This window comes from Catelliglobosispora koreensis DSM 44566 (assembly GCF_000379685.1).
GTDB classification, from domain to species: Bacteria; Actinomycetota; Actinomycetes; order Mycobacteriales; family Micromonosporaceae; genus Catelliglobosispora; species Catelliglobosispora koreensis.
In genome coordinates, this window is record NZ_KB903249.1 from 69,754 (window position 1) to 88,151 (window position 18,398).

General features: G+C 66.0%; 16 protein-coding genes. 11 read left to right on the plus strand and 5 right to left on the minus strand.

Annotation, left to right across the window (positions count from 1 at the left end):
- Positions 1-62 precede the first annotated feature (62 nt).
- Entirely contained in the window at positions 63-1,391 is a 1,329-nt protein-coding gene (locus A3E1_RS0100375; RefSeq protein WP_040390299.1) for an ABC transporter substrate-binding protein, read from the plus strand.
- Between the two features lie 136 nt (positions 1,392-1,527).
- On the opposite strand, the gene A3E1_RS0100380 is transcribed toward A3E1_RS0100375, so the two are convergent.
- Together A3E1_RS0100380 and A3E1_RS38145 are read right to left on the minus strand one after the other, a co-directional pair.
- A complete protein-coding gene (locus tag A3E1_RS0100380; protein WP_020518767.1) occupies positions 1,528-2,121 on the minus strand; it encodes a TIGR03086 family metal-binding protein in 594 nt (197 codons plus the stop codon).
- Positions 2,122-2,144: 23 nt separating this feature from the next.
- Positions 2,145-3,014, minus strand: coding sequence for a serine hydrolase (locus tag A3E1_RS38145; RefSeq protein WP_020518768.1), 870 nt, complete (start codon positions 3,012-3,014; stop codon positions 2,145-2,147).
- Between the two features lie 182 nt (positions 3,015-3,196).
- Here A3E1_RS38145 and A3E1_RS0100390 point away from each other — a divergent pair, with 182 nt between their 5' ends.
- The 4 genes from A3E1_RS0100390 to A3E1_RS44230 all read left to right on the plus strand — a co-directional run bounded on the left by A3E1_RS0100390 (position 3,197) and on the right by A3E1_RS44230 (position 7,412).
- On the plus strand, positions 3,197-4,114 hold the full coding sequence (locus A3E1_RS0100390) for an NHL repeat-containing protein (RefSeq protein ID WP_026207931.1): 918 nt from the start codon (positions 3,197-3,199) through the stop codon (positions 4,112-4,114).
- A gap of 71 nt (positions 4,115-4,185) precedes the next feature.
- On the plus strand, positions 4,186-4,710 hold the full coding sequence (locus tag A3E1_RS0100395) for a hypothetical protein (protein ID WP_026207932.1): 525 nt from the start codon (positions 4,186-4,188) through the stop codon (positions 4,708-4,710).
- An 82-nt stretch (positions 4,711-4,792) separates the two neighbouring features.
- Entirely contained in the window at positions 4,793-6,178 is a 1,386-nt protein-coding gene (locus A3E1_RS0100400; RefSeq protein ID WP_020518771.1) for a serine hydrolase domain-containing protein, read from the plus strand.
- A 1-nt stretch (position 6,179) separates the two neighbouring features.
- A complete protein-coding gene (locus A3E1_RS44230; protein ID WP_020518772.1) occupies positions 6,180-7,412 on the plus strand; it encodes a sensor histidine kinase in 1,233 nt (410 codons plus the stop codon).
- Here the strand turns inward: A3E1_RS44230 and A3E1_RS0100410 are convergent.
- Positions 7,368-7,994, minus strand: a complete 627-nt coding sequence (locus A3E1_RS0100410) for a response regulator (RefSeq protein ID WP_020518773.1) — start codon at positions 7,992-7,994, stop codon at positions 7,368-7,370. The two genes, A3E1_RS44230 and A3E1_RS0100410, sit on opposite strands and share 45 nt — an antisense overlap.
- A gap of 90 nt (positions 7,995-8,084) precedes the next feature.
- Between A3E1_RS0100410 and A3E1_RS38155 the strand changes: the two genes are divergently transcribed.
- From A3E1_RS38155 to A3E1_RS0100430, 4 genes are all read left to right on the plus strand, one after another.
- The gene (locus A3E1_RS38155; protein ID WP_020518774.1) at positions 8,085-8,981 is read left to right on the plus strand and encodes a thiopeptide-type bacteriocin biosynthesis protein; all 897 of its coding nucleotides are present in this window, start codon (positions 8,085-8,087) and stop codon (positions 8,979-8,981) included.
- Complete coding sequence (locus A3E1_RS0100420; protein ID WP_020518775.1) at positions 8,978-11,506, plus strand: lantibiotic dehydratase; 2,529 nt, start codon at positions 8,978-8,980, stop codon at positions 11,504-11,506. Before A3E1_RS38155 ends, A3E1_RS0100420 begins: the two co-directional genes overlap by 4 nt.
- Positions 11,507-11,528: 22 nt before the next feature.
- Positions 11,529-11,681 (plus strand): hypothetical protein, encoded by a 153-nt coding sequence (locus A3E1_RS46785; protein ID WP_020518776.1) that lies wholly within the window; start codon positions 11,529-11,531, stop codon positions 11,679-11,681.
- 69 nt (positions 11,682-11,750) lie between these two features.
- Complete coding sequence (locus tag A3E1_RS0100430; protein WP_026207933.1) at positions 11,751-12,785, plus strand: lanthionine synthetase LanC family protein; 1,035 nt, start codon at positions 11,751-11,753, stop codon at positions 12,783-12,785.
- Here the strand turns inward: A3E1_RS0100430 and A3E1_RS0100435 are convergent.
- On the minus strand, positions 12,768-13,340 hold the full coding sequence (locus A3E1_RS0100435) for an AAA family ATPase (RefSeq protein ID WP_020518778.1): 573 nt from the start codon (positions 13,338-13,340) through the stop codon (positions 12,768-12,770). The two genes, A3E1_RS0100430 and A3E1_RS0100435, sit on opposite strands and share 18 nt — an antisense overlap.
- Positions 13,337-14,383 carry a hypothetical protein gene (locus A3E1_RS38160; RefSeq protein WP_020518779.1) on the minus strand — a complete coding sequence of 349 codons (1,047 nt, stop codon included), beginning with the start codon at positions 14,381-14,383 and terminating at the stop codon, positions 13,337-13,339. Before A3E1_RS38160 ends, A3E1_RS0100435 begins: the two co-directional genes overlap by 4 nt.
- A gap of 123 nt (positions 14,384-14,506) precedes the next feature.
- On the opposite strand from A3E1_RS38160, the gene A3E1_RS44235 reads away from it, so the two are divergent.
- Complete coding sequence (locus A3E1_RS44235) at positions 14,507-16,513, plus strand: serine/threonine-protein kinase (RefSeq protein WP_157631229.1); 2,007 nt, start codon at positions 14,507-14,509, stop codon at positions 16,511-16,513.
- 272 nt (positions 16,514-16,785) lie between these two features.
- Positions 16,786-18,381 (plus strand): ribosomal protection-like ABC-F family protein, encoded by a 1,596-nt coding sequence (gene abc-f / locus A3E1_RS0100450; protein WP_026207935.1) that lies wholly within the window; start codon positions 16,786-16,788, stop codon positions 18,379-18,381.
- The last annotated feature ends 17 nt before the right edge of the window (positions 18,382-18,398 follow it).

The window sequence follows — 18,398 nt, forward strand, 5'->3', positions numbered from 1 at the left end:
AAGACATAGCAGGCAGTGGCCGGTTAGCCTCCGACGCGGACCGAACGTTGGAGGCCTACAAAATGCGGAGACACCGCCTGTTAGCACCGCTTATCAGCGCAAGTTTGGCCATTACCCTGGCCGCGTGCGCAAAACAGGATGAGCCCTCTCCAAGTCCACAGGCAGCTGGTTCCTTCCTTTACGGATCTGACGGCAACGTCCAGAACGGGTTCGCTGTGGCGTTCAAGGAGGATCCGGGCATCCTGTCCGGCATGAAAGGCACGGCGCCGCTGGCGCAGCTGAGCCAGGACTTCCGCACCCGGCTCGCCGCCGTCGACCCGAACCTCAGAGACTTGATCTTCGCGGGTGAGACTTACGACGCCGCCGTTATCGCGGCGATCGCGACGCAACTCGCGGGAACGACCGACCCCAAGGCGATCGCCAAGCAGATCAACGGGGTCACGACCGGAGCCGACAAGTGCACCCGCGTGGCCGACTGCCTCGCGCTGGCGAAGGCTGGCAAGGACCCGGCCTACCGTGGCGCGACCGTCAGCAACGGCTTCACCGCCGTCGGGGAACCGTCAACGGCCAGCTACGGTGTCTTCCACTTCGGGCCCAACAACCAGCTCGACAACGGCAAGACCGAATACCTGAACACGGGCAACGAAAAGAACGCCACGACCGAACAGCCGGTGCGCCCGGTCACGGGTGGCAAGTCCGGTGCCCCGCTGGTCCTGGGCGGACTATTGCCTCAGGAAGGTGGGCTCGCGTTCGCCTACGCGCCGATGATCGCTGGCGCCCGCCTGGCCGTGAGGGAAATCAACGAAGCCGGGGGAGTGCTCGGCCAAAGCGTCGTCTGGAAGGACGGCAACGACTTCACCGACCCGCAGAAAGCGCTGGGAACGGTCGCTAAGCACAAGGCCGATGGCGTGCACGTCATCATCGGGGCCGGCGGCTCTGGTGTCAGCGTCGCGGTGCTACCCGAGGTCATCAAGGGCGGCATGGTGATGATCTCGCCGTCGAACACCGCGGCCAAGCTATCCGAGCTCGACGACAGCGGGCTCTACTTCCGCACCGCGCCCTCCGACATCCTGCAGGCTCGTGCCCTCGCCGACGTCATGTTGCGCGACGGCATCACGAAGATCTGCATCGTGGCCCGCAAGGACGCCTACGGCGAAGGCCTCATGAGCGGCGTGCAGAAGGAACTAGCCGGGATGGGCCTGACCGCCTCGGTGCAGACCTTCACCTATGACGTCGGCGAGAACGGCATGATCGGCAACGAGAACCAGGTCCGCGATGTCATTAACCAAATCGTCGCGGCCAAGCCCGAAGGCGTACTGGTGATTGGGTTCGAAGAGTCAGCCGCGGTCATCAAAGGACTGAACAAGGCGGGAGTGCAGTTCCGCCGATAGACGCCTGCCCGCCGGCCGGTGTGGATGACTTAAGCATGGGATGCCTTTGGCCAGGAACTCCATGTCACTCCACACCGGGCGGTGGCGCAGCGCACGCTGGGGTGTCCCTGGATTCCAGGGGCACCCCAGCACCCTTTTAGGCCGGCTGCCAGGCGGGATCCCGCCCGAGCCAGGCCAACACGATGTCTAATGTGGACTCACTGCTCGCGGTGACCTCTTGGGCGAAAACCGATCCCGGTCGCTGGCGCGAGTCACCACCGGGCACCGCGAGGCTGAACGGCCGCACGGCCTCGACTAAATCGAGGTCGAAGCTAGCGGGAACGCCAATCGAGGCGGCGACATCCCAGCCGTGCACGATGCTGTCCACGAAATGAAAGCCGATCGCCTGCTCGGCGGGGAACGGCCGGTCCGGTGACAGCTCTGGAAGCCAGAACTCCCGTGTCAGCACCTCGTCATCGGCGAACGCGGTTAGCAGAGCTTCAGCGGACGCCCGGAATTCGTGCACGGGGTCGTCGCTGTCCTCCTCGGGATGCCAGGAGGCGAGGTCGGATTTCTCACCACTGGCCGCGACCGCGAAGCCGTTGTTTTGCACGCTCATGTGCGCGAGCAATTGCCGCAGGGACCACTGCGAGCATGGGGTCGCCAGGCTCAGCTGAGAGTCGCTGACCTGGTCGACGATTTCGGCACAGGTTTCGAGGGCCCTACGGTGAAAGGCACGAATGTCAGCCACCGGGGCATTCTGCCACGGAAATCTCAGACCAGGTGGGCACTCGTCATGAGCTGGGCCGCGATCTGCTCCGTCAGCCGCATCCCATCATCCAAACCCAGATTCCGTGGGTACGCCGTGAGCACTGACATAGCCCAAAGTTCAGTAACCGCAAGGCAATTGACGGTCCACTGATTGGTGTTGTCCCACTCTTCCCAGCCATTCTTGATCGCGATGGCTGGCCGGGCCTGTGCGGGAAAAGCCTTGCGAATGCCGAAGTCGCCGTAGCCGCGCACTTGCCGCATCTCGTCGAGTAGCCACGGTGTCCACTCCGGACCGGCCGCGACACCGCGGCCGATGGCGTGGGCCAAACGGCAGGCATCCTGAGCCGACATCTTCGTGCGGGCATAGCCGTCTCCGGCCTGTGCCCCCGTCAGCCCACAGATGCTGTTCATCCTCGTCACGGTCGCACTGCGGCCTAGTTCGCGAAACGTCGCACTGCCCTGTTCGTTGTCGCTGTCACGAATCATGGTGCTCAGTCCCGCGAGCCGTGCGCTGGTGGGCTTCTTGCCGCTCTCGCTAGCACGCCGCAGGACGTCTGCCGCCATCCACGCCTTCATCATGCTCGCGGTGTAGCTGAGTTCCTGACTGTTGCCGGAGCTGGCGATCTCCCCTGAACTGCGGTCCATCAAGGCCCAGCTGAACCACGCCTTCGTCTCGATGTTCACCACCGGCACGGGTTTGGCGAGCACCTGCGCCGGCTCGGGACTCGGCTGCTCGCTCGTGGGCGCGGCTGAGGGAAAGACGATGGCCGGCGCGACACTGTGCGTCCCGCGGGCGTCAGCGAACCACAAGCCACCGCCAGCGGCCGTGACCAGGCCAGCGCCTGTCGCAAGCATCGCCTTGCGCCGGTTCATGCACATCTCCTGCCGGTTGGGAGTAAGACCGGGCCATGGTGCCGGGCTCACCTTAGGCCAGCCTGGGCACCGGCTTGGGGTTCCCCCAGAATCCGGGACTAAACCCTGGGCCGGTGAACCGGGGAGCCCGGGTGTGCGTGGTTCCTTAATTGAGCAATGCCAATAGATGCGGAGGTGTAACCGTGCAAAGACGAACCCTCTTGGCCGCGGCGCTCGCGGCACCGGCCGCTGGCCTGGCCGTCGCGTCGCCCGCTGCGGCTTCAGCGGCGCTGTTTCCAGAAGTGATCAACCTGCCGAACGGCTGGCGTCCGGAAGGGATAGTGGCCGGGCTGGGCACGACGTTCTTCGTCGGGTCACTGGCCAACGGAGCGATTTACCGCGGAAGTTTTGCCACCGGGCAGGGTGCGATCTTCGTGCCCGGCACAGCGGGCACGGCGACAGTCGGGCTGGAGATCGACTATCGCCGGCGGATCTGGGCGTGCGGTGGGGCTGGGGGCGCAGCGACCGCCTATTCGGAGTTCACCGGCGAGAAGCTCGCGTCCTACAGCTTCGGCGGGCGGTTCGTTAACGATGCTGTCGCGACGAAGGACGGCGTGTATTTCACTGACTCGCAAGCCGTGGTGCTCTATCACGTCCCGTTCGGACGGTCCGGCCAGTTGCCCGAACAGGCGCAGGTGCGCACGATCGCCCTTCCGCCCGGGCTCGGCGACGCTGGAGCCTCGAACAACGGCATCGAGTCCACTCCCGATGGGCGGCTCATCGTCGTGCAGGCGACGGCGAACCGCCTGTGGACGTTTGATCCGGGCACAGGTGCGGCGCAACAGGTTGACCTGGGCGGAGCCTCCGTCGAGCGTGGAGACGGGATTTTGCGCCGTGGCCACGTGCTCTACGTCGTGCGCAACAGGTTCAACCTGATCGCCAAGTTCCGCTTCGACGCTGGATTCACCAGCGCCGAACTGATCGAGGAGATCACGAGCCCGTATTTCGACGTCCCAGCGACGATCGCCGCTTTCGGGCCATACCTGTACGCGGCGAACGCTCGCTTCACAACAACTCCGACACCGGACACCACGTACACCATTGCCCAGGTACGAGGGTAAATCTGCAGATTAGCCGGATAAACGCTGTTGATCAGGTTTACCGTGTGGATTGACAGAAAGGCGGGCAAACGATGACTTACTCGCAACCGCAACCGCCCGTGCCACCGCGCCAGCCAGGCGCAGTCGCGGCCGTGGCCCCACCGTCCATTAAGAACGCCGTATGGGCCATGTACGCGGGCGCCGCGCTGAGTGCACTCTCGACCATCATCGGTTTGACGACGAAGACCCAGGTGATGGACGCCTATCGCCGCGCGCTCATCGAAGACGGCGAGTCCGTCGCCAGGGTCAACGAGCTCGTTGACAACGCATCCACGGCATGGGCCCCAACGGCCATCGCTAGCGGCCTCATCGGCCTGCTGTTGTGGATCTGGATGGCGATGGCGAATGGCAAGGGCAAGAAGTGGGCCCGCATCGTGGCGACCGTCCTGTTCGCCATTAACACTATTGGCACGATCTACACCTTCTTCAGCGTGCCCCGGCCGCACGGGATCAGCATGGTTATCAACGTGCTCATGTGGCTGGCGGGTCTGGCGGCGATCTACTTCTTGTACACGAAGGAATCGTCGGCCTTCTTTGACCGGGCCAGCGTCAGGTAAGCATCGTCGCGGGCCGGGACTCCATGGGGTCCCGGCCCGTTTCCGTGGGTTATGGTGTGTCACCCCACAATGACACTCACGGATGGATGCAGCCTTGGAAGCCACAGTCCAGCGGCAGCTTGAGCGAATCGCCCGGCAAACCCAGGCCGAAGCTCGTGTGCCCGCCTTACAGGTAGCCATTTACCGCGGTGACCGCGAGCCATGGACGTTCCAGATCGGACAGTCCGGCACCCAGCGTTCCCTAGACGCGGCAACGACTTTCCGCATCGGATCGATCACGAAGACGTTTACCGCAGTGCTGGTGATGCAGTGCCGCGACGCTGGGCTGCTTGAGCTGGACGACACGCTCGGCGCTCACCTGGACGTTCCGGCCTTTGGTTCGGCCACCATCCGGCGGCTGCTGTCGCACACATCAGGAGTGCAGCGCGAACCGCATGGCGACATCTGGACCCCGGAAGGCGTCTCTCCCGACGCCAAGCGGCTGATCGCCGAACTAGCCCAGGCCGAGCAGGTGCTGCCGCCGGGACGCCGGTTCCACTACTCGAATCTCGCCTACGCCCTGCTCGGCCAGCTCGTCGCGAAGATCCATGGCGTGCCATGGCTTGAGATCGCCAGCGACCGGGTCTTCCGGCCGCTCGGGCTCACCTCGCTGTCGGCGCAGCCGGGGCCGCAATCGGCTATCGGGTACCAGGTTGACGCCTACTCCGACCACGCCAAGCCCGAGCGCATCCTCGACCTTGACGGCACCGAGGCGGCCGCGCAACTGTGGGGCACAGCAGCGGACCTGGCCAAGTGGGGCGCCTTCCTGGCCGACCCGGCGACGGTCGACCCCACGGGAGCCGTGCTCAACGCGCTCACCGTGGAGGAAATGCGGTGGCCGGTCACCCTGACCAATGACGCACGGTGGGCCATTGGATTCGGGCTCGGGCTGATGGTGCAGCCGCAAGGGGACTGGACCGTCCACATTGGACACGACGGCGCGATGCCAGGATTCCTCGCCAGCGCCCAGGGACGGCGTGGACCAGGCGTGCCAAAGGCACTCGGGGCGGCGGCTTTGGGCTCATCTGGTACGGCCGATGAGATTATCGGTCTGCCACACCAGTTGTTAAGCGCTGCCGTGGAGCTGGACCCGGCCGACATCGCGCCGTGGGAGCCGGGCACACCGGCACCCGAGCGGTATCAGTCCGTGCTGGGCCGGTGGTGGGCCGAAGGTTTCGAGCACGTCTTCGGCTGGCACAACAACGCCCTCAACGCCCGCATGGTCGGTGCCCCGGCGCAAATGCCGCCCGCGATCTTCGCTGAGACGGCTGAAACCAACGTGCTGCGAACGGTTTCTGGCCGCGAGGTGGGCGAGCAGCTGCGCATCATCCGCGACCGTGACGGCAACGCGGTGGAATTGCGCTGGGCGACCTATAGCTACACGCGCGATCAGCGCACGTTTGACGGCTTCCTCACCGCGCGAGGCTGACATGGGCATCGGAGCATCGCTCGGGTGGCGTGATCCCTCTTACCTGGCTCAAAAGCCGGGTCAGGAACGGGTGCACCGGTTCGTGGCGATGCTCCTGATCGCCCAGCGCGCAAGTTATGTGATCCCTTCCGCCGCAGGCGTTTTCGCTGACAAGACGCCCTACTTCAGCGACCGGCTCAATGTCGTCATGCTCGCGTCGGCCGTCCTGTGGAACGTCGTGCTCGTGCTGGCGGTCCGCAAAGCGGGCTGGTTCTCCCGCTGGATGATCGCTGTTGATGTCGCCGTGACGTGCGTTCTGCTGATCGTCATCACCGCGAACACGCCGTTGCCCGACCGGCTGACGTCGGCGGTCAACTGGTCCTCGTCGGCCTTATTCGCGACCGGTGCGCTGCTCGGGGCGACGATGCCGTTGCGCCTGCTAGTAATCGGGCTCGCGCCGCCCGCCCTGTTCTATGTGCTTGCGCACCAAGACAATCTCGGCGACGAACGCGCGTGGTTCATAGACGTTTTGACCAGGCTCAATTCGTACCTCTGGTTCGCGGTTATCTTGCATTTCATCGCTCGTTATCTGCGGGGGCAGGCGGCGCGGCTGGAAGAGCTGACGCGGCAACGGCTCGCGATCGAGAACCGGCAAGCCCGTTACGCGGAAAGGCATTCTCAGTTCCGGCGGCTGCATGACACGGTGCTCACGACCCTGACCGCCATCGCCCGCGGCGGCCTGGATCATCAAACCGAGCAGGTGCGGCGGCGTTGCGCGGCTGACGCTGAGTATGTGCGGCTGCTCATCTCCAGCGATCCGGCGGGCGGCGACCTGACGGACGGTCTCGCCCAAGTCGCGGCGTCAGCAACGGATTTGGGACTGCGCATCAGATTCGCCACAGCGGCGGTGCCTGTCGAGTTGCCCGATAACGTGGTCGCGGCCATTACCGGCGCCTGCCAGGAAGCGCTCAACAACGTCGCTTTGCACTCGGGGACAAGTGATGCGTGGCTGACGGTCTTCTGCGAGGACGACACGGTCACGGTGCGGGTCGTTGACCGCGGCGATGGGTTTGACGCCGAAGCCATGCCGCCTGGCTTCGGGCTGACATCCTCGGTGGCGCAACGGATGCGTGAGGTCGGCGGGCGAGCCGAGGTCTTCTCCATGCCCGGCGATGGGACCGTGGTCGATCTGATCTGGCCGGCGGCGACGTCAGCGCAACAGCCCGTCTTCGCGGACGCGCGAGGCGAGGTCTAGCTTCGTGTAGGCCGGACGCCCGGCGAGCCGGTACTTCTCCTTGACGCGGTCGAGGTAATTCTTCGCGGTGGCCGGCTGAATGCCCAGTTTGCGGGCGGCCGCGGCCAAGGTCATGCCCGAGGCGTAGGCCAGAACCACGGCACGCTCCTGAGGGGACAGATGCGGGCGTTCCGAATCGCGGTCAGAAAGCCACGCGAACGCCAGCTCGGGTGAGTGGGCCATCTGCCCCGCCGAAATCTGACGGGCCGCCTCCACCAAGGCATTCAAGTCATGGTCCTTTGTCAGGTATCCGTCTGCGCCCGCCCTGACCACCCTCGTCCCCATTTCGGCCGAAGGCACCACGCTGATGACGAGCACCTTGCTGCCCGCCTCGGTCAGCCGGTGCACATTGCACACGGGGTCGGAGCGGTCAGCGAGGAGGAGGTCGAGGATGACCACGCTGGCGGGTGGGCCTGGATAAGCTAGCAGCTCATCGACGGTGCGGGCGGTGCGCAACAGCTCCACCTCGGGGACACGCTCGATCCACGCGCGCAGCCCATCGAGGAGCATCTGATCGTCGTCCACCACCGACACGGTCATCATGGCCGCAGCTTGTAGAGCCAATCGCCAATATGTCAAGCCGTCAATTTTGTCGGCTAGGGGCGCCCGCACACCCCGAAAGAGTATGACGCCATGGTGGTCGTGCACGAGACCTGCCTTGAGTCAGACCGGCTGACGGCAGTGCTTCTCCCGCTCCTAGGCGACCGTGCGGAGGCGTTCGTCGCGGCTGGACTGGCTGCCGTTGATGGCATGGCCCCGAGCCGGTCCTGGGTGCAATGTGGAGTCGCGGTCGATCCGCAGCACTACCGGTCCTTCTGCGCACGGCTCGCCGAGGTGGCTCGCGACATGCTGGCTTCGGGTGCGGCGGCCAACTTCTTCTTCATGCACAAGCCACCTGGACTGCGCGTCCGGTTCGAAACGAGTAGCGCGCTCGCCGATCAGATCGCGGCAGCGCTGGCACACCCCGGCGTGACTATCGAGCCGGGCGTTTACGAGCCAGAAGAAGCCCTCTTCGGTGGACCGTCCTCGATGCGGTTCGTGCACCGCGTTTTCACCGCCGACGCGCAGGCTTGGCTCGCCTTCCACCAGCTCGCTACGCAGACCCCGAACTGGGCGTTCTCACTGGCCCTGCTTCGGCATCTGTTCAACGGGCTGGGGATCTCCGGCTGGGAAGACCTTGAGGTCTGGCAACGCGTGCAGCGACAGGCTTTCAGGGTGCTTCCGTCCGGAATGGAAGGCGACCGGACCGCCAAAGTCACCTCCGCTATCCGTGCGGCATGGGCAGATCCGCAAGAATTGCGGGCCAGTCTGCCCCCGGAGGCCGCCGCGCTCGCAGCGGCAGCGGGGGAACAGCTCGCCGACCTTGGCGGGCAATGGTTGCAGGGCTATTTCCAGAGTCACACCACGGTTATCGGGCCGCGCGAAGCGGCCGCGTTCGCGACCATCTTCCATTGGAACCGGGGCAGGCTCTCTGCCGTGACTCAGGCCCTTATCGCGGCAGCACTCGCGGACCGGGCCTCCCGCCCGTGAGCACGCTGCTGCGCTTTGCCGCTCTTCCTCTGTCCGATGTGGCACAAGCGGCTTCCCCCGGGTTGTTTGTGCGCATCGGGCTGCTGGAAGAGCGGCTCAGCGCTTTTGCGCAGCAGGCAGAAGAGCTCGCCGAGCAGATCGGCACGCACCTGGTCGTGCACGACGGATTGCCGAAACAGGGCCGCAGGCTGGCGCTGAAGGTGCGGCGGGAGCTGCATCAGGGAGCCCTTGCCGCCCTTGACCTTCTCGCCTTGGCCGACGTCGCGGCGCCATTCACGCCCTCTCTCGCGGCCTGGATGCGCGCGCTGGCCAGCACGGCCGAGCGTATCGGCAACGAGCAGCAGGAGCTGGCGCAAGAGCTGGCAGCAGACGAGAACCGTCTGCTCGCGTTGCCTTGGGGCCTGCTGCAGAGCACGCCAGCGGGGCGGCAAGTCTTGCGCCACGCGGCATTGAGCACCGACATCACCGCCCGGCTCGGCGCCGGAGAACCGTGGACCACCAAGCGAATGCGCCAGCGCAGCGACTACTTATGGCGGCTGCTGCGCCGGGGCGCCACGCGGGCTACGCCGCGGGGCTGGCTCGCGCACGTCACGCTGCTGTCGATCGCCGACGATGGAGCCTGGTCGCCCGGCGGCGTTTTGCCCGTGACCGATGTCGCCGCCACCGAAGTCACTGAGAATTTCGAGCAGGCCCGCCACGGAGCGTCCACTGTGGACGCCGACACGATGCTGACGCTCGCCCCCTTAGCTTGGCGGTCACCTGAGCAGATTCACGTATGGCAGGTGCAAGGTGACGATCCGCCAAGACTCGTCCGTGTCGGACTGCGCGGCACGCCAGTCATGGACGCGGTGTGGGCCGCCATCCATCCCGGCCCACAGCGGGCCGGTGAGCTTCTGTCCAGGCTCGCCGGCCCGGACGAGTCCGCGCAGGAAGTGTTGCTGCGCTTCCTGACGCACCTCGCCGGAATCGGTGTCCTGCGAACAAGTTCGCCGCCCTCGTCGGTTCATGTGCCATGGCGCGCTTTGAGCGCCCACCGGCTGCGGCCGGAGGCGCCAGCGGCTGATGCCGTTCGCACGGGTTCCCCCACGTCGGCCCGCCTGGCCAGCGCGATCGCGCCTTGGCCGCAGGGCAGCGGCGTGGCGGAAGGCGGATCGCGCCATGAGGATCCGGCCGGGTCGCCGCACACGGCATTTGTTGACGTTTACCGGCGCGCTGGTGCGGTGATGGCGACCGCACACCAGAAGCAGCTGGCCGCCGACCTGGGGCTCGCGCTGCGGCTGATGTCGCTGACCGATCTGGACGGCTCGAACGTGCGCCCGCCGATCCCGGCGGCCGTCACGCTTGAACCGCGCCCGTTGCTGGACATCGTCGCCGACTGTGTGAACGGCGACGTCGACCCGAACGGGCAAGCGGCGCACCGCCACGACTGGCCCCTCGCCCGGGACCCCGAATCGCCTTACGGGCAGTTCATTAGCTGGCTGGAGGTTCAGCTGCCGGATCGGGCGAACGGGACGGTCATCGACATCAGCGCGGCGGCGTTGGACGCCTTCGACGCACCCGAGCCTGAAGTCGAGTGGCCGATGGATTTCTTGCTACGCCCCGTCGCGGGTGTGCCGGGACTGTCCGCTGTGTTGCAGGATTTAGCCCCGGCCGGCTTGCTTGACGCTCGTTTCATCCCGGCTCTTACCCACTTCGCTGGCGAGCCGCCGCATGTCGCCGAGTACCGCGAGTTTCTGCGATCGTTGTCAGCTCTGCACGGTGTGCCGTTTGTGGAGCTGCTCATCCCGCCGCTGTCGGCACTGGCCGCCAACGCGGTCCGCCGGCCGGGATATACCGATCTGTGGACAGGTGATCCCGACCTGGCCGGCTACTTTCCCGCGCCAGCGGAATCGCCACGCGAGCACATTCCCTTGTCCGGCATCACTTTGCGGTCCGAGGGCGGCAAAGTCGTCGCCGAGGCACAGGGCGGGCGGATCTGGCCCATCACCCATAGCGTTCGGGTGCCGCAGGCGCCCTGGGAAGTCGTGCGGGGACTGTTGTTGCGCGCCTCGCCGCAGGCTGACCGCCGTCAGTGGCGTCCCCTTAACTACTCCCTGCCCGCGTTCCCCGCGCGCCGCCACGTCCCCCGGCTGACCGTCGGGAGTGGACTGACGGTGTCGCCGGCGCAATGGCTCGTGCCGCGGTCAGAGTTACCCGATCCTGCGGACAGCACGCTGCGGCAAGCCCGGCACCTGCACCGCTGGCGGGGGCGGCTCGGTTTGCCGCGCTGGGTCCACTTCGCCGCCGACCCACACGACGAGCCGGCCGTGGCCGACTTGGAGAGCCTAAGCACGCTGCGTGCCTTCGCCGCCGTACCGGCTGGCACGTCATCCCTTTTGCTCACTGAACTCCTGCCCGCCCCTGGTCAGCTGCCCGTGCGAGCCGGACCGGCCACAAGCCCCACCGGACACCTCGCGGAACTCCTGTTACGGCTGCCACCCCACAAACTCCCCGCACCAGCGGGGAACGCCGCCACCCCGCGGTGAACCAACGGAAAGGTGATCCCTTATGGACAGCGTTCAGTTGCGTCTCGACGACGTCGACTCCCTCATCGCCGAACTGGAAGCCGACTTCCAGCAGCTGAAGGAACTCGAGCCCGCCAGCGCCCAGCCCCTGACGAACAACAGCTGCTGCCGGCCGGGAAGCTGCCACACGTTCTGATCCGTTAACCCGGGCCAGTCACGGGTGGGTGGACCTCCCACCCGTGGCTTCGACGTGCTGGGAGTGCTTATGAACGGCGACTTTTCGGTACCGGTGCTCGCCCGCCTCAACGCGGATGACGACCCGGCGCCACTGCTGGCTTGGGTGCAAGCGCAACGGCAAGGACTGCCACCGGCGCGTTTGCACGGCGGCGGGCTCGCCTCAGCCGTCGCCGGGCTGGGTCATGCCATGCAACTCGAACCGCGGCTTCGGCCCGTCGCCGAAGCGGCGCGGGACCGCCTCGTGCAGTGGACAAGGCAAGCTGTTGTGCCGCAACATGTCTACTCACACGATTACGACATCGTGAGCGGAATGTCAGGCGTCGTGCTCGCTCTGGCGTCGTTTCCCCGCGCGACTTTCGCTCACATCGAGCCAGCGGTCACCTATCTGCTCGCGTTGTGCTCGGGCGACTTGTCACGCCTGCGGCACGGGTGGCAGGAGCCGAGCCCGGACACGGCTTGGAACGCGGGGCACTACAACCACGGGTTAGCGCACGGACTGCCTGGGGTGCTCGCGGCACTGCTCACGGCGTACCCCCTCGGGGTGGAAAAGTGCGATGAGCTGGCGGCGGCGATCGGCCTGCTGGCCCACCATCTGGATAGGGCCGCAACGTTTTGCAGCCGCGGCGTGATCACCTGGGGGCGCGGTGATCTGGCGGAAAGTGTTGATGGGCAACGGCAAGCGTGGTGTTACGGAACGCCGGGTGTGGCCTGGCAGCTGGCCGAGGCCGGACGGCTGCTGGAAGAGCCAGCGTTGACCGAGCGGGCGCTCGCGGCGATGGCTTCGCTGTGCTGGGCCTGGGACAGCGACCTGTACTTCGCCGATGACCCATCCGAGGCGCGAAGCGGTTTCTGCCATGGCTTGCCGGGATTGCTGACCGTAGCGGACGCGTTCAGTGTCCACTATGGACTGAGGGAAGCCACCGACCTGTGCCGTCACCTGGTGGCGACCAAGGCGGCGGCGCGGAGTGATTCGGTGACGTTTCTTGCCGGTTCGGGCGGCGCTTGCCTTGCCGGGCAACGATCCACGCAGGTGCGGTGGCAGATGCTAGCTGGATTGCGCTAGCACGTGCTGGAGCCGGGCGGTGAGTTCAATGAGGCTGCCGGTGTTATCGAGCACGGTGTGCGCGACCGTGGGCGGGCTGTCGGGCTTGGCCGCGGCGGTGAACTCCTCGAAGCGGTCGAGCTTCTGGCCATCGCGTGGTGAGCCCCGTGTCAGCAAGCGTTCTTTGAGCGTGCGCGGATCGTTGCGCACCCAGAGCAGCCGGACTTGTTCGCCACCAAGGTCTTGCGCGAACTCGTGCCAGAGCTGACCGTCGCGGATCTGACTCGTGAACGGAGCACAAAGCACGACGGGGCAGCCGGAAAACCTTATCTCCCTTGCCGTTTGCACCATGCCGCGATATTCGTGAGCTTTGACGTTCTCGTCATACCACGCGCCCTCTCGTTCGCCGAACGGCCGCCCGCTGGCTTTGAGGGTCGCCGCCACGAACTCGCCATACATGGTGTCCTTGTCCAGCAACGCTCCTGGCGGATCGAGCAACCGCGCCAGCGCCCGTGCGACGGTCGTCTTTCCCGAGCCCGGTGCCCCGGCCACCACCCAAACCGTCCCTTGTTTCATGCCTTCCCCTGCTTCTTTAGCTTTTCAAATGCCCGGGTAGCCGCCGTCCTGCGGCGCTTTGACGGATCATCGAGGAATCCCGCGAGCAAGGGCACATCCCGGGCCAAGCCTGCTTCGCCGAGTCCCGCGATAACACCGGGAGTCGGTGCGGCTGTTACTTGTTCGCGGTACCAGGCGGGAACATCGATTCCCTGACGGCTAGCCGCGTCGCGGGCGAGGGCGCGCACGACGGGAGCCGGATCGCCCAGGAATTCCAGCGGCAGTTGTCCACATCGGATCATCGCGAGCAGCCCGTTGGCCCGAACCATGGGCAGCTTCGAGCGGGTCAGCGGCTTGATGGCTTCGGGTAGCTGCCGCCAGACCGCCTCCTTGGCCGCCCGCTCCGCAGCCAACGTTCGGACCTTGACGTCTTGATCGGACAAAGCGAGTTCGGCGAGCTGCTTCGGGCTGAGGAGATCGCGGAAGGTCAACATATTGAAGGCGAGCCGCCGCAGTGCCGTGTCGTGCTGCTTGAGCAGGTCTTCGAGCGTTTGGCGTGGCGCCGAAAGCATCGCCGTGGTGACGTGTGCGGCCAGAAGCGCGGCCCGCTCGCGGCGCTGCAGAAGGAGGGCGATGGGGGCGAGCTGGGGCAGCATCCGCACCGGGTCGAGGTGCAGCCAGCGTGTCAGGATCTCCAGCGCACGGGACCGGACCGGCCCGACCCAGTCGCTCGTGCGGACCGCCAAGAACGGCAATAGCTCGGGTCGCCAGATCATCAGCTCGATCGCTTCCGCCCGCAGGCGGCCATCCTTGTGCATGCTGGCCAGGGCGATCTCACCCGAAGTGGTTGGGGCGATCCGCTGCGGCCAGTCCCAGACGCGGCGTGCTACGGCGTCGGCGTCCACGATGAATCCCGGGCTAACGATGGCCAGCGCGGCATGATCGGCGCGCAAGAGCGCCGTAAAGAACAGCGTCCGGTCGCCCTGCTTCCAGGCAACGATCGCCTGGCGCATAAGCGTTTCAGGATCATCTTTGCCGAACAGCCGACGGACCAGGTTAGGCACGGTTTGTCCGTGAAGCGGGCGGCGCCTCAAAATCATCTAGCACTCCCGCAGCATATGGCCGGCTAGCGAAACTTGGCTGAACACCTGGGCAGTGATCTAGACATTTATGTGTACCATCCTGCCGTGCTGCCTCTTACCCGGAGTGATCCGGCATATGTCGCGTCCTACCGGCTGATCGGCGTTCTGGGTGGTGGCGGCATGGGCCGTGTCTACTTAGGATTGTCGCGCGGCGGTCACCGGGTAGCTATCAAGGTGCTCAAGGAGCAGTTCTCCGACGACACGCAGTACCGTGACCGGTTCGCCAAGGAGGTCGGTGCCGCGCGGCTCGTCAGCCCGCTCTACACCGCGGCGGTGATCGACGCTGACCCGACGGCCAAGCGGCCCTGGCTGGCCACGACGTTCGTCGACGGGCCGAGCCTGGAGGAGTGGATCGCCCAGCGGGGCAAGCTCGACGCGGACACGGTGCTCGTGCTCGCGGCTGGCCTGGCCGAAGCGCTGGCCTCGATCCACGGCGCGGGGCTCGTGCACCGGGATCTCAAACCGGGCAACATCTTGATCGACGCCAACGGGCCGCACATCATCGACTTCGGCATCGCGATGACACCCGACAGCGGAGCCACCACGGCAAACGTGATGATCGGAACGCCGGCCTACATGGCGCCGGAGCGCATCAACGGCGGCCCGGCCACGGCGGCCAGCGACATCTTCTCGCTGGGCGCGACGCTCTACTACGCGGCGACCGGGCAGACCCTGGTGAACCAGGGCACGTTCTATGAGCAGATCACCCAGGTGGCCCTCGGGAGGTTCAACCTGTCCAAGGTCCCAGCCGTGTGCCGGGGCGTCATCGTGCGCTGTATCGGGCAGCACGCGACCGACCGGCCGACCGCTGAGGAGCTCAGCCAGATCCTCACCGGGATGAATGTCGCGCGGCCCGCCCACGGCTGGTGGGCGGCGGCAGGGCCGTTGCCGGTCACCCAGTTGCCGAAACCGCCGAAGCCTTCGCGCCGCAAGGTCCTCATTGGAGGATCGGTGCTCTCGGCTGGGCTGCTGACGGGCGCGGTCCTATGGCGGCCACGCCAACGGACCTCACCTTCCGCGGTCAGCCCCAGCGAGACGATGTCCGTTGAGGAGACACCGCCGCCCACTCGCGTGATGTGGCAACACCAGTCCGGCGCTGAACCGCAACCGCCCGGCGCCGAGGGTGCCCGGGTGCTCGTGAGCGGAAACAAAATCGTGGCCGCCTCGGGCACCACGGTCTTCGCCGCCTCGCCCGGCGGATCGCGCTTGTGGACCCAGGGAATGCCGTCACCGTTGCTGAGCCTGTGGCAGTGGAAGAATCACCTCCTGCTCAGCGATATGCGCAAGTTCTGGACGCTTGACCCGGTGACCGGCAAGCAGATCAAGGAGTATCCCGCCACCTCGGCCGACTCCTATGACGGTGTCTTCGTCATCGACGACTTCGTGATCGCGCGCAGCCTGTCCCAGACGGTGGCGATCGAGCCGTCGGGCGAAGTGTGCTGGAAGCTCAGCCGCCCGGCTCGTGCGGTGGCGTCATCGGCGACGGCTGTCCTCATGCGAGAGTCGGGCCGGCTCGTGTTGCGTCAGCTCACCAACGCCCGGGTGCTGTGGACGCTGATCGATGAGCCGAGCACCGCGCCAGGCACGCCGCCCGGTCAGCAGGACCCGGCATGGCGGCGCTCGGAGGGCTTCTTCTCCGGCGATTTCGCCATCTTCCGTGAGGCGTCGGTGATCAGCTCACGTTCCGTTTCCAACGGGCGGCTTCGATGGCGTACGCCGTGGCAGGCGCCGGTCTCCGACCTCCAGTCTTTCGGCGATGTCGCCGTCATCGCCGCCGACCGCGTGTCCGCGGTGAGCTTGGACAAAGGGGAGCAGGTCTGGCAGTACCCGGCTCGCGGCGCCCGGCTGGCCACCGATCCCGCCGGCCGTTACCTCATCGCCGCCCACGAACGTGGACTGTCCGTTTTGGACACTCAGGGCCGGCACTTGTGGACGGAGGCGCATCCGGTCGCGCAACCCGTCCACCGTGTAACCGCCGATGAGAATGGGATCTACGTGACCTTCAAGTCCACGGATGGGCCTGACGTTGTCGCGTACCGTTACCAGCTCTGATCACTGCGCAAGGCTTTGAGTGACAGCGCGGCCGCGGTTAGCCGGATGACGCCGGCGACGCGGATGCTGATGAGCTTCAGCAGCGTGCTGCGTAACGAAAGCGTTTAGCTCAAATCACCTGGCGGTCCGGTGGACCGCCGATTAAACTGGCCGCGTGGCTATCTTCTTCCTGTGATTCCGCGACCGGGCGGCGTTGAGCTCTAGCTCCGCTTTGACCCGATCGTTTGCCACCCTTCTCCCGATCGGCTTCGCCGGGGAATCACGAGGCGATAATGCTTACTGCCATAGATCAACAACTATCTTTGCGGGACGTTACCGTCCGCTTTGGCGAGCGGACCGTGCTCGACCAGGTCAGCCTGTCCGTGCGTCCTGGTGAGACCGCCGGTGTCATCGGCGACAACGGCAGCGGCAAGTCCACTTTGCTGCGCCTGATCGCGGGCACGCTGGAGCCGAGCAACGGAACCGTCACGGTGGCGGCGCCGGGCGGCATCGGCTACCTGACGCAGACGCTTGGCCTTCCTGGCCACGCGACCGTCGCCGACGCGATCGATCACGGACTGCGCGAGATCCGCGACCTTGAAAGCCGCCTGCGGCACGCCGAGGGCCGAGACTACGAGAAACTGGTCGATCAGTTCGAAGCGCGCGGCGGATACGAGGCCGATCAGCGGGTGGAAGTGGCGTTGCACGGTCTCGGCCGCCCCGGCCTGGCTCGCGATCGTCAGCTCGGCACGCTGCCAGGCGGTGATGTCGCACGCCTCGCGCTGGCGACAGTGCTTGCGGCACAACCACAACTGCTGCTGCTCGACGAGCCGACCAACGATCTCGATGACGAGGCGCTGGACTGGCTGGAAAAGCGGCTGCGGGCGCACCACGGCACGCTGATCGCGGTCACCCACGACCGCGTGTTCCTGCAACGCCTGACGTCAACCGTACTGGAAGTCGACGGCGACGATCACACGATCCGCCGTCACGGCAACGGTTACCAGGGTTATCTGCGGGCCAAAGCGGCGATGCGGGCACGGCAAGCCCAGCGGCACGCCGAGTGGCGCAGCGAGTTGGCCCGCCACCAATCGCTCGTGGAAGCCAACGCCGCAAGGCTGGACGGCATCCCGCGGAAGATGGAGAAAGCAGGCTTTGGTGGCGGTCCGTTCCGGGCACGGTCGCGCACTCACGGCACGATGGGCAGGATCCGTTCCGCCAAAGAAGAAGTGACACGGCTGACCGCTAATCCCGTTGCCCCGCCGCCGGAACCGCTGCGGCTAACGGCCCGCTTCGCGGCCAGTGCCGGTGACGGGCTCGTGGTTCAGTGCACGGATGTCCGTGTGGGTAACCGGTTGCACATGCCACAGTTGCACCTGGAACGTGGAGAACGGCTCCTCGTCACGGGTGCCAATGGAGCTGGGAAGAGCACCCTGTTGCACGTGATCGCCGGTGAGCTGCGACCCGATTCGGGCACGGTCGCCCGGCCTGAGCGCATCGGATTCCTGCGTCAGCAGGACACTGGGGATATCAGCGGCACGGTGCTATCGGCTTTCGCTGACGGTCTGCCGGGCCCAGCCGACGAGCACGCCGATCTGTTGCTGAGCCTTGGTTTGTTCCGCCCGGATGACTTGGATCGCCCGGCACGGACCCTCTCGGTGGGGCAACGGCGGCGTATTGACTTGGCGCGGCTCGTTCAGTACCCATCGGAAGTGATTTTGTTAGATGAACCCACCAACCACCTGTCGCCAGATCTGGTGGAGCAGCTCGAAGAATCGATCGCTGACTACGCTGGCGCGGTGGTGATGGTCACCCACGATCGCCGCATCCGCGGCACGTTCGAAGGCCGGCGGCTGCACCTGGAAAACGGCAGGGTCCTCTCGAGCTGAGCCGTTCTGTCATAGTG

Coding starts and splice junctions, on each gene's coding strand:
- A3E1_RS0100410 (WP_020518773.1), bottom strand. CDS start 7,994: ATGATGACCGTGTCGGTGGTGGACGACGATCAGATGCTCCTCGATGGG.
- A3E1_RS0100395 (WP_026207932.1), top strand. CDS start 4,186: ATGACTTACTCGCAACCGCAACCGCCCGTGCCACCGCGCCAGCCAGGC.
- abc-f (WP_026207935.1), top strand. CDS start 16,786: ATGCTTACTGCCATAGATCAACAACTATCTTTGCGGGACGTTACCGTC.
- A3E1_RS44230 (WP_020518772.1), top strand. CDS start 6,180: ATGGGCATCGGAGCATCGCTCGGGTGGCGTGATCCCTCTTACCTGGCT.
- A3E1_RS0100400 (WP_020518771.1), top strand. CDS start 4,793: ATGGATGCAGCCTTGGAAGCCACAGTCCAGCGGCAGCTTGAGCGAATC.
- A3E1_RS0100430 (WP_026207933.1), top strand. CDS start 11,751: ATGAACGGCGACTTTTCGGTACCGGTGCTCGCCCGCCTCAACGCGGAT.
- A3E1_RS0100375 (WP_040390299.1), top strand. CDS start 63: ATGCGGAGACACCGCCTGTTAGCACCGCTTATCAGCGCAAGTTTGGCC.
- A3E1_RS38145 (WP_020518768.1), bottom strand. CDS start 3,014: ATGAACCGGCGCAAGGCGATGCTTGCGACAGGCGCTGGCCTGGTCACG.
- A3E1_RS38155 (WP_020518774.1), top strand. CDS start 8,085: ATGGTGGTCGTGCACGAGACCTGCCTTGAGTCAGACCGGCTGACGGCA.
- A3E1_RS46785 (WP_020518776.1), top strand. CDS start 11,529: ATGGACAGCGTTCAGTTGCGTCTCGACGACGTCGACTCCCTCATCGCC.
- A3E1_RS0100435 (WP_020518778.1), bottom strand. CDS start 13,340: ATGAAACAAGGGACGGTTTGGGTGGTGGCCGGGGCACCGGGCTCGGGA.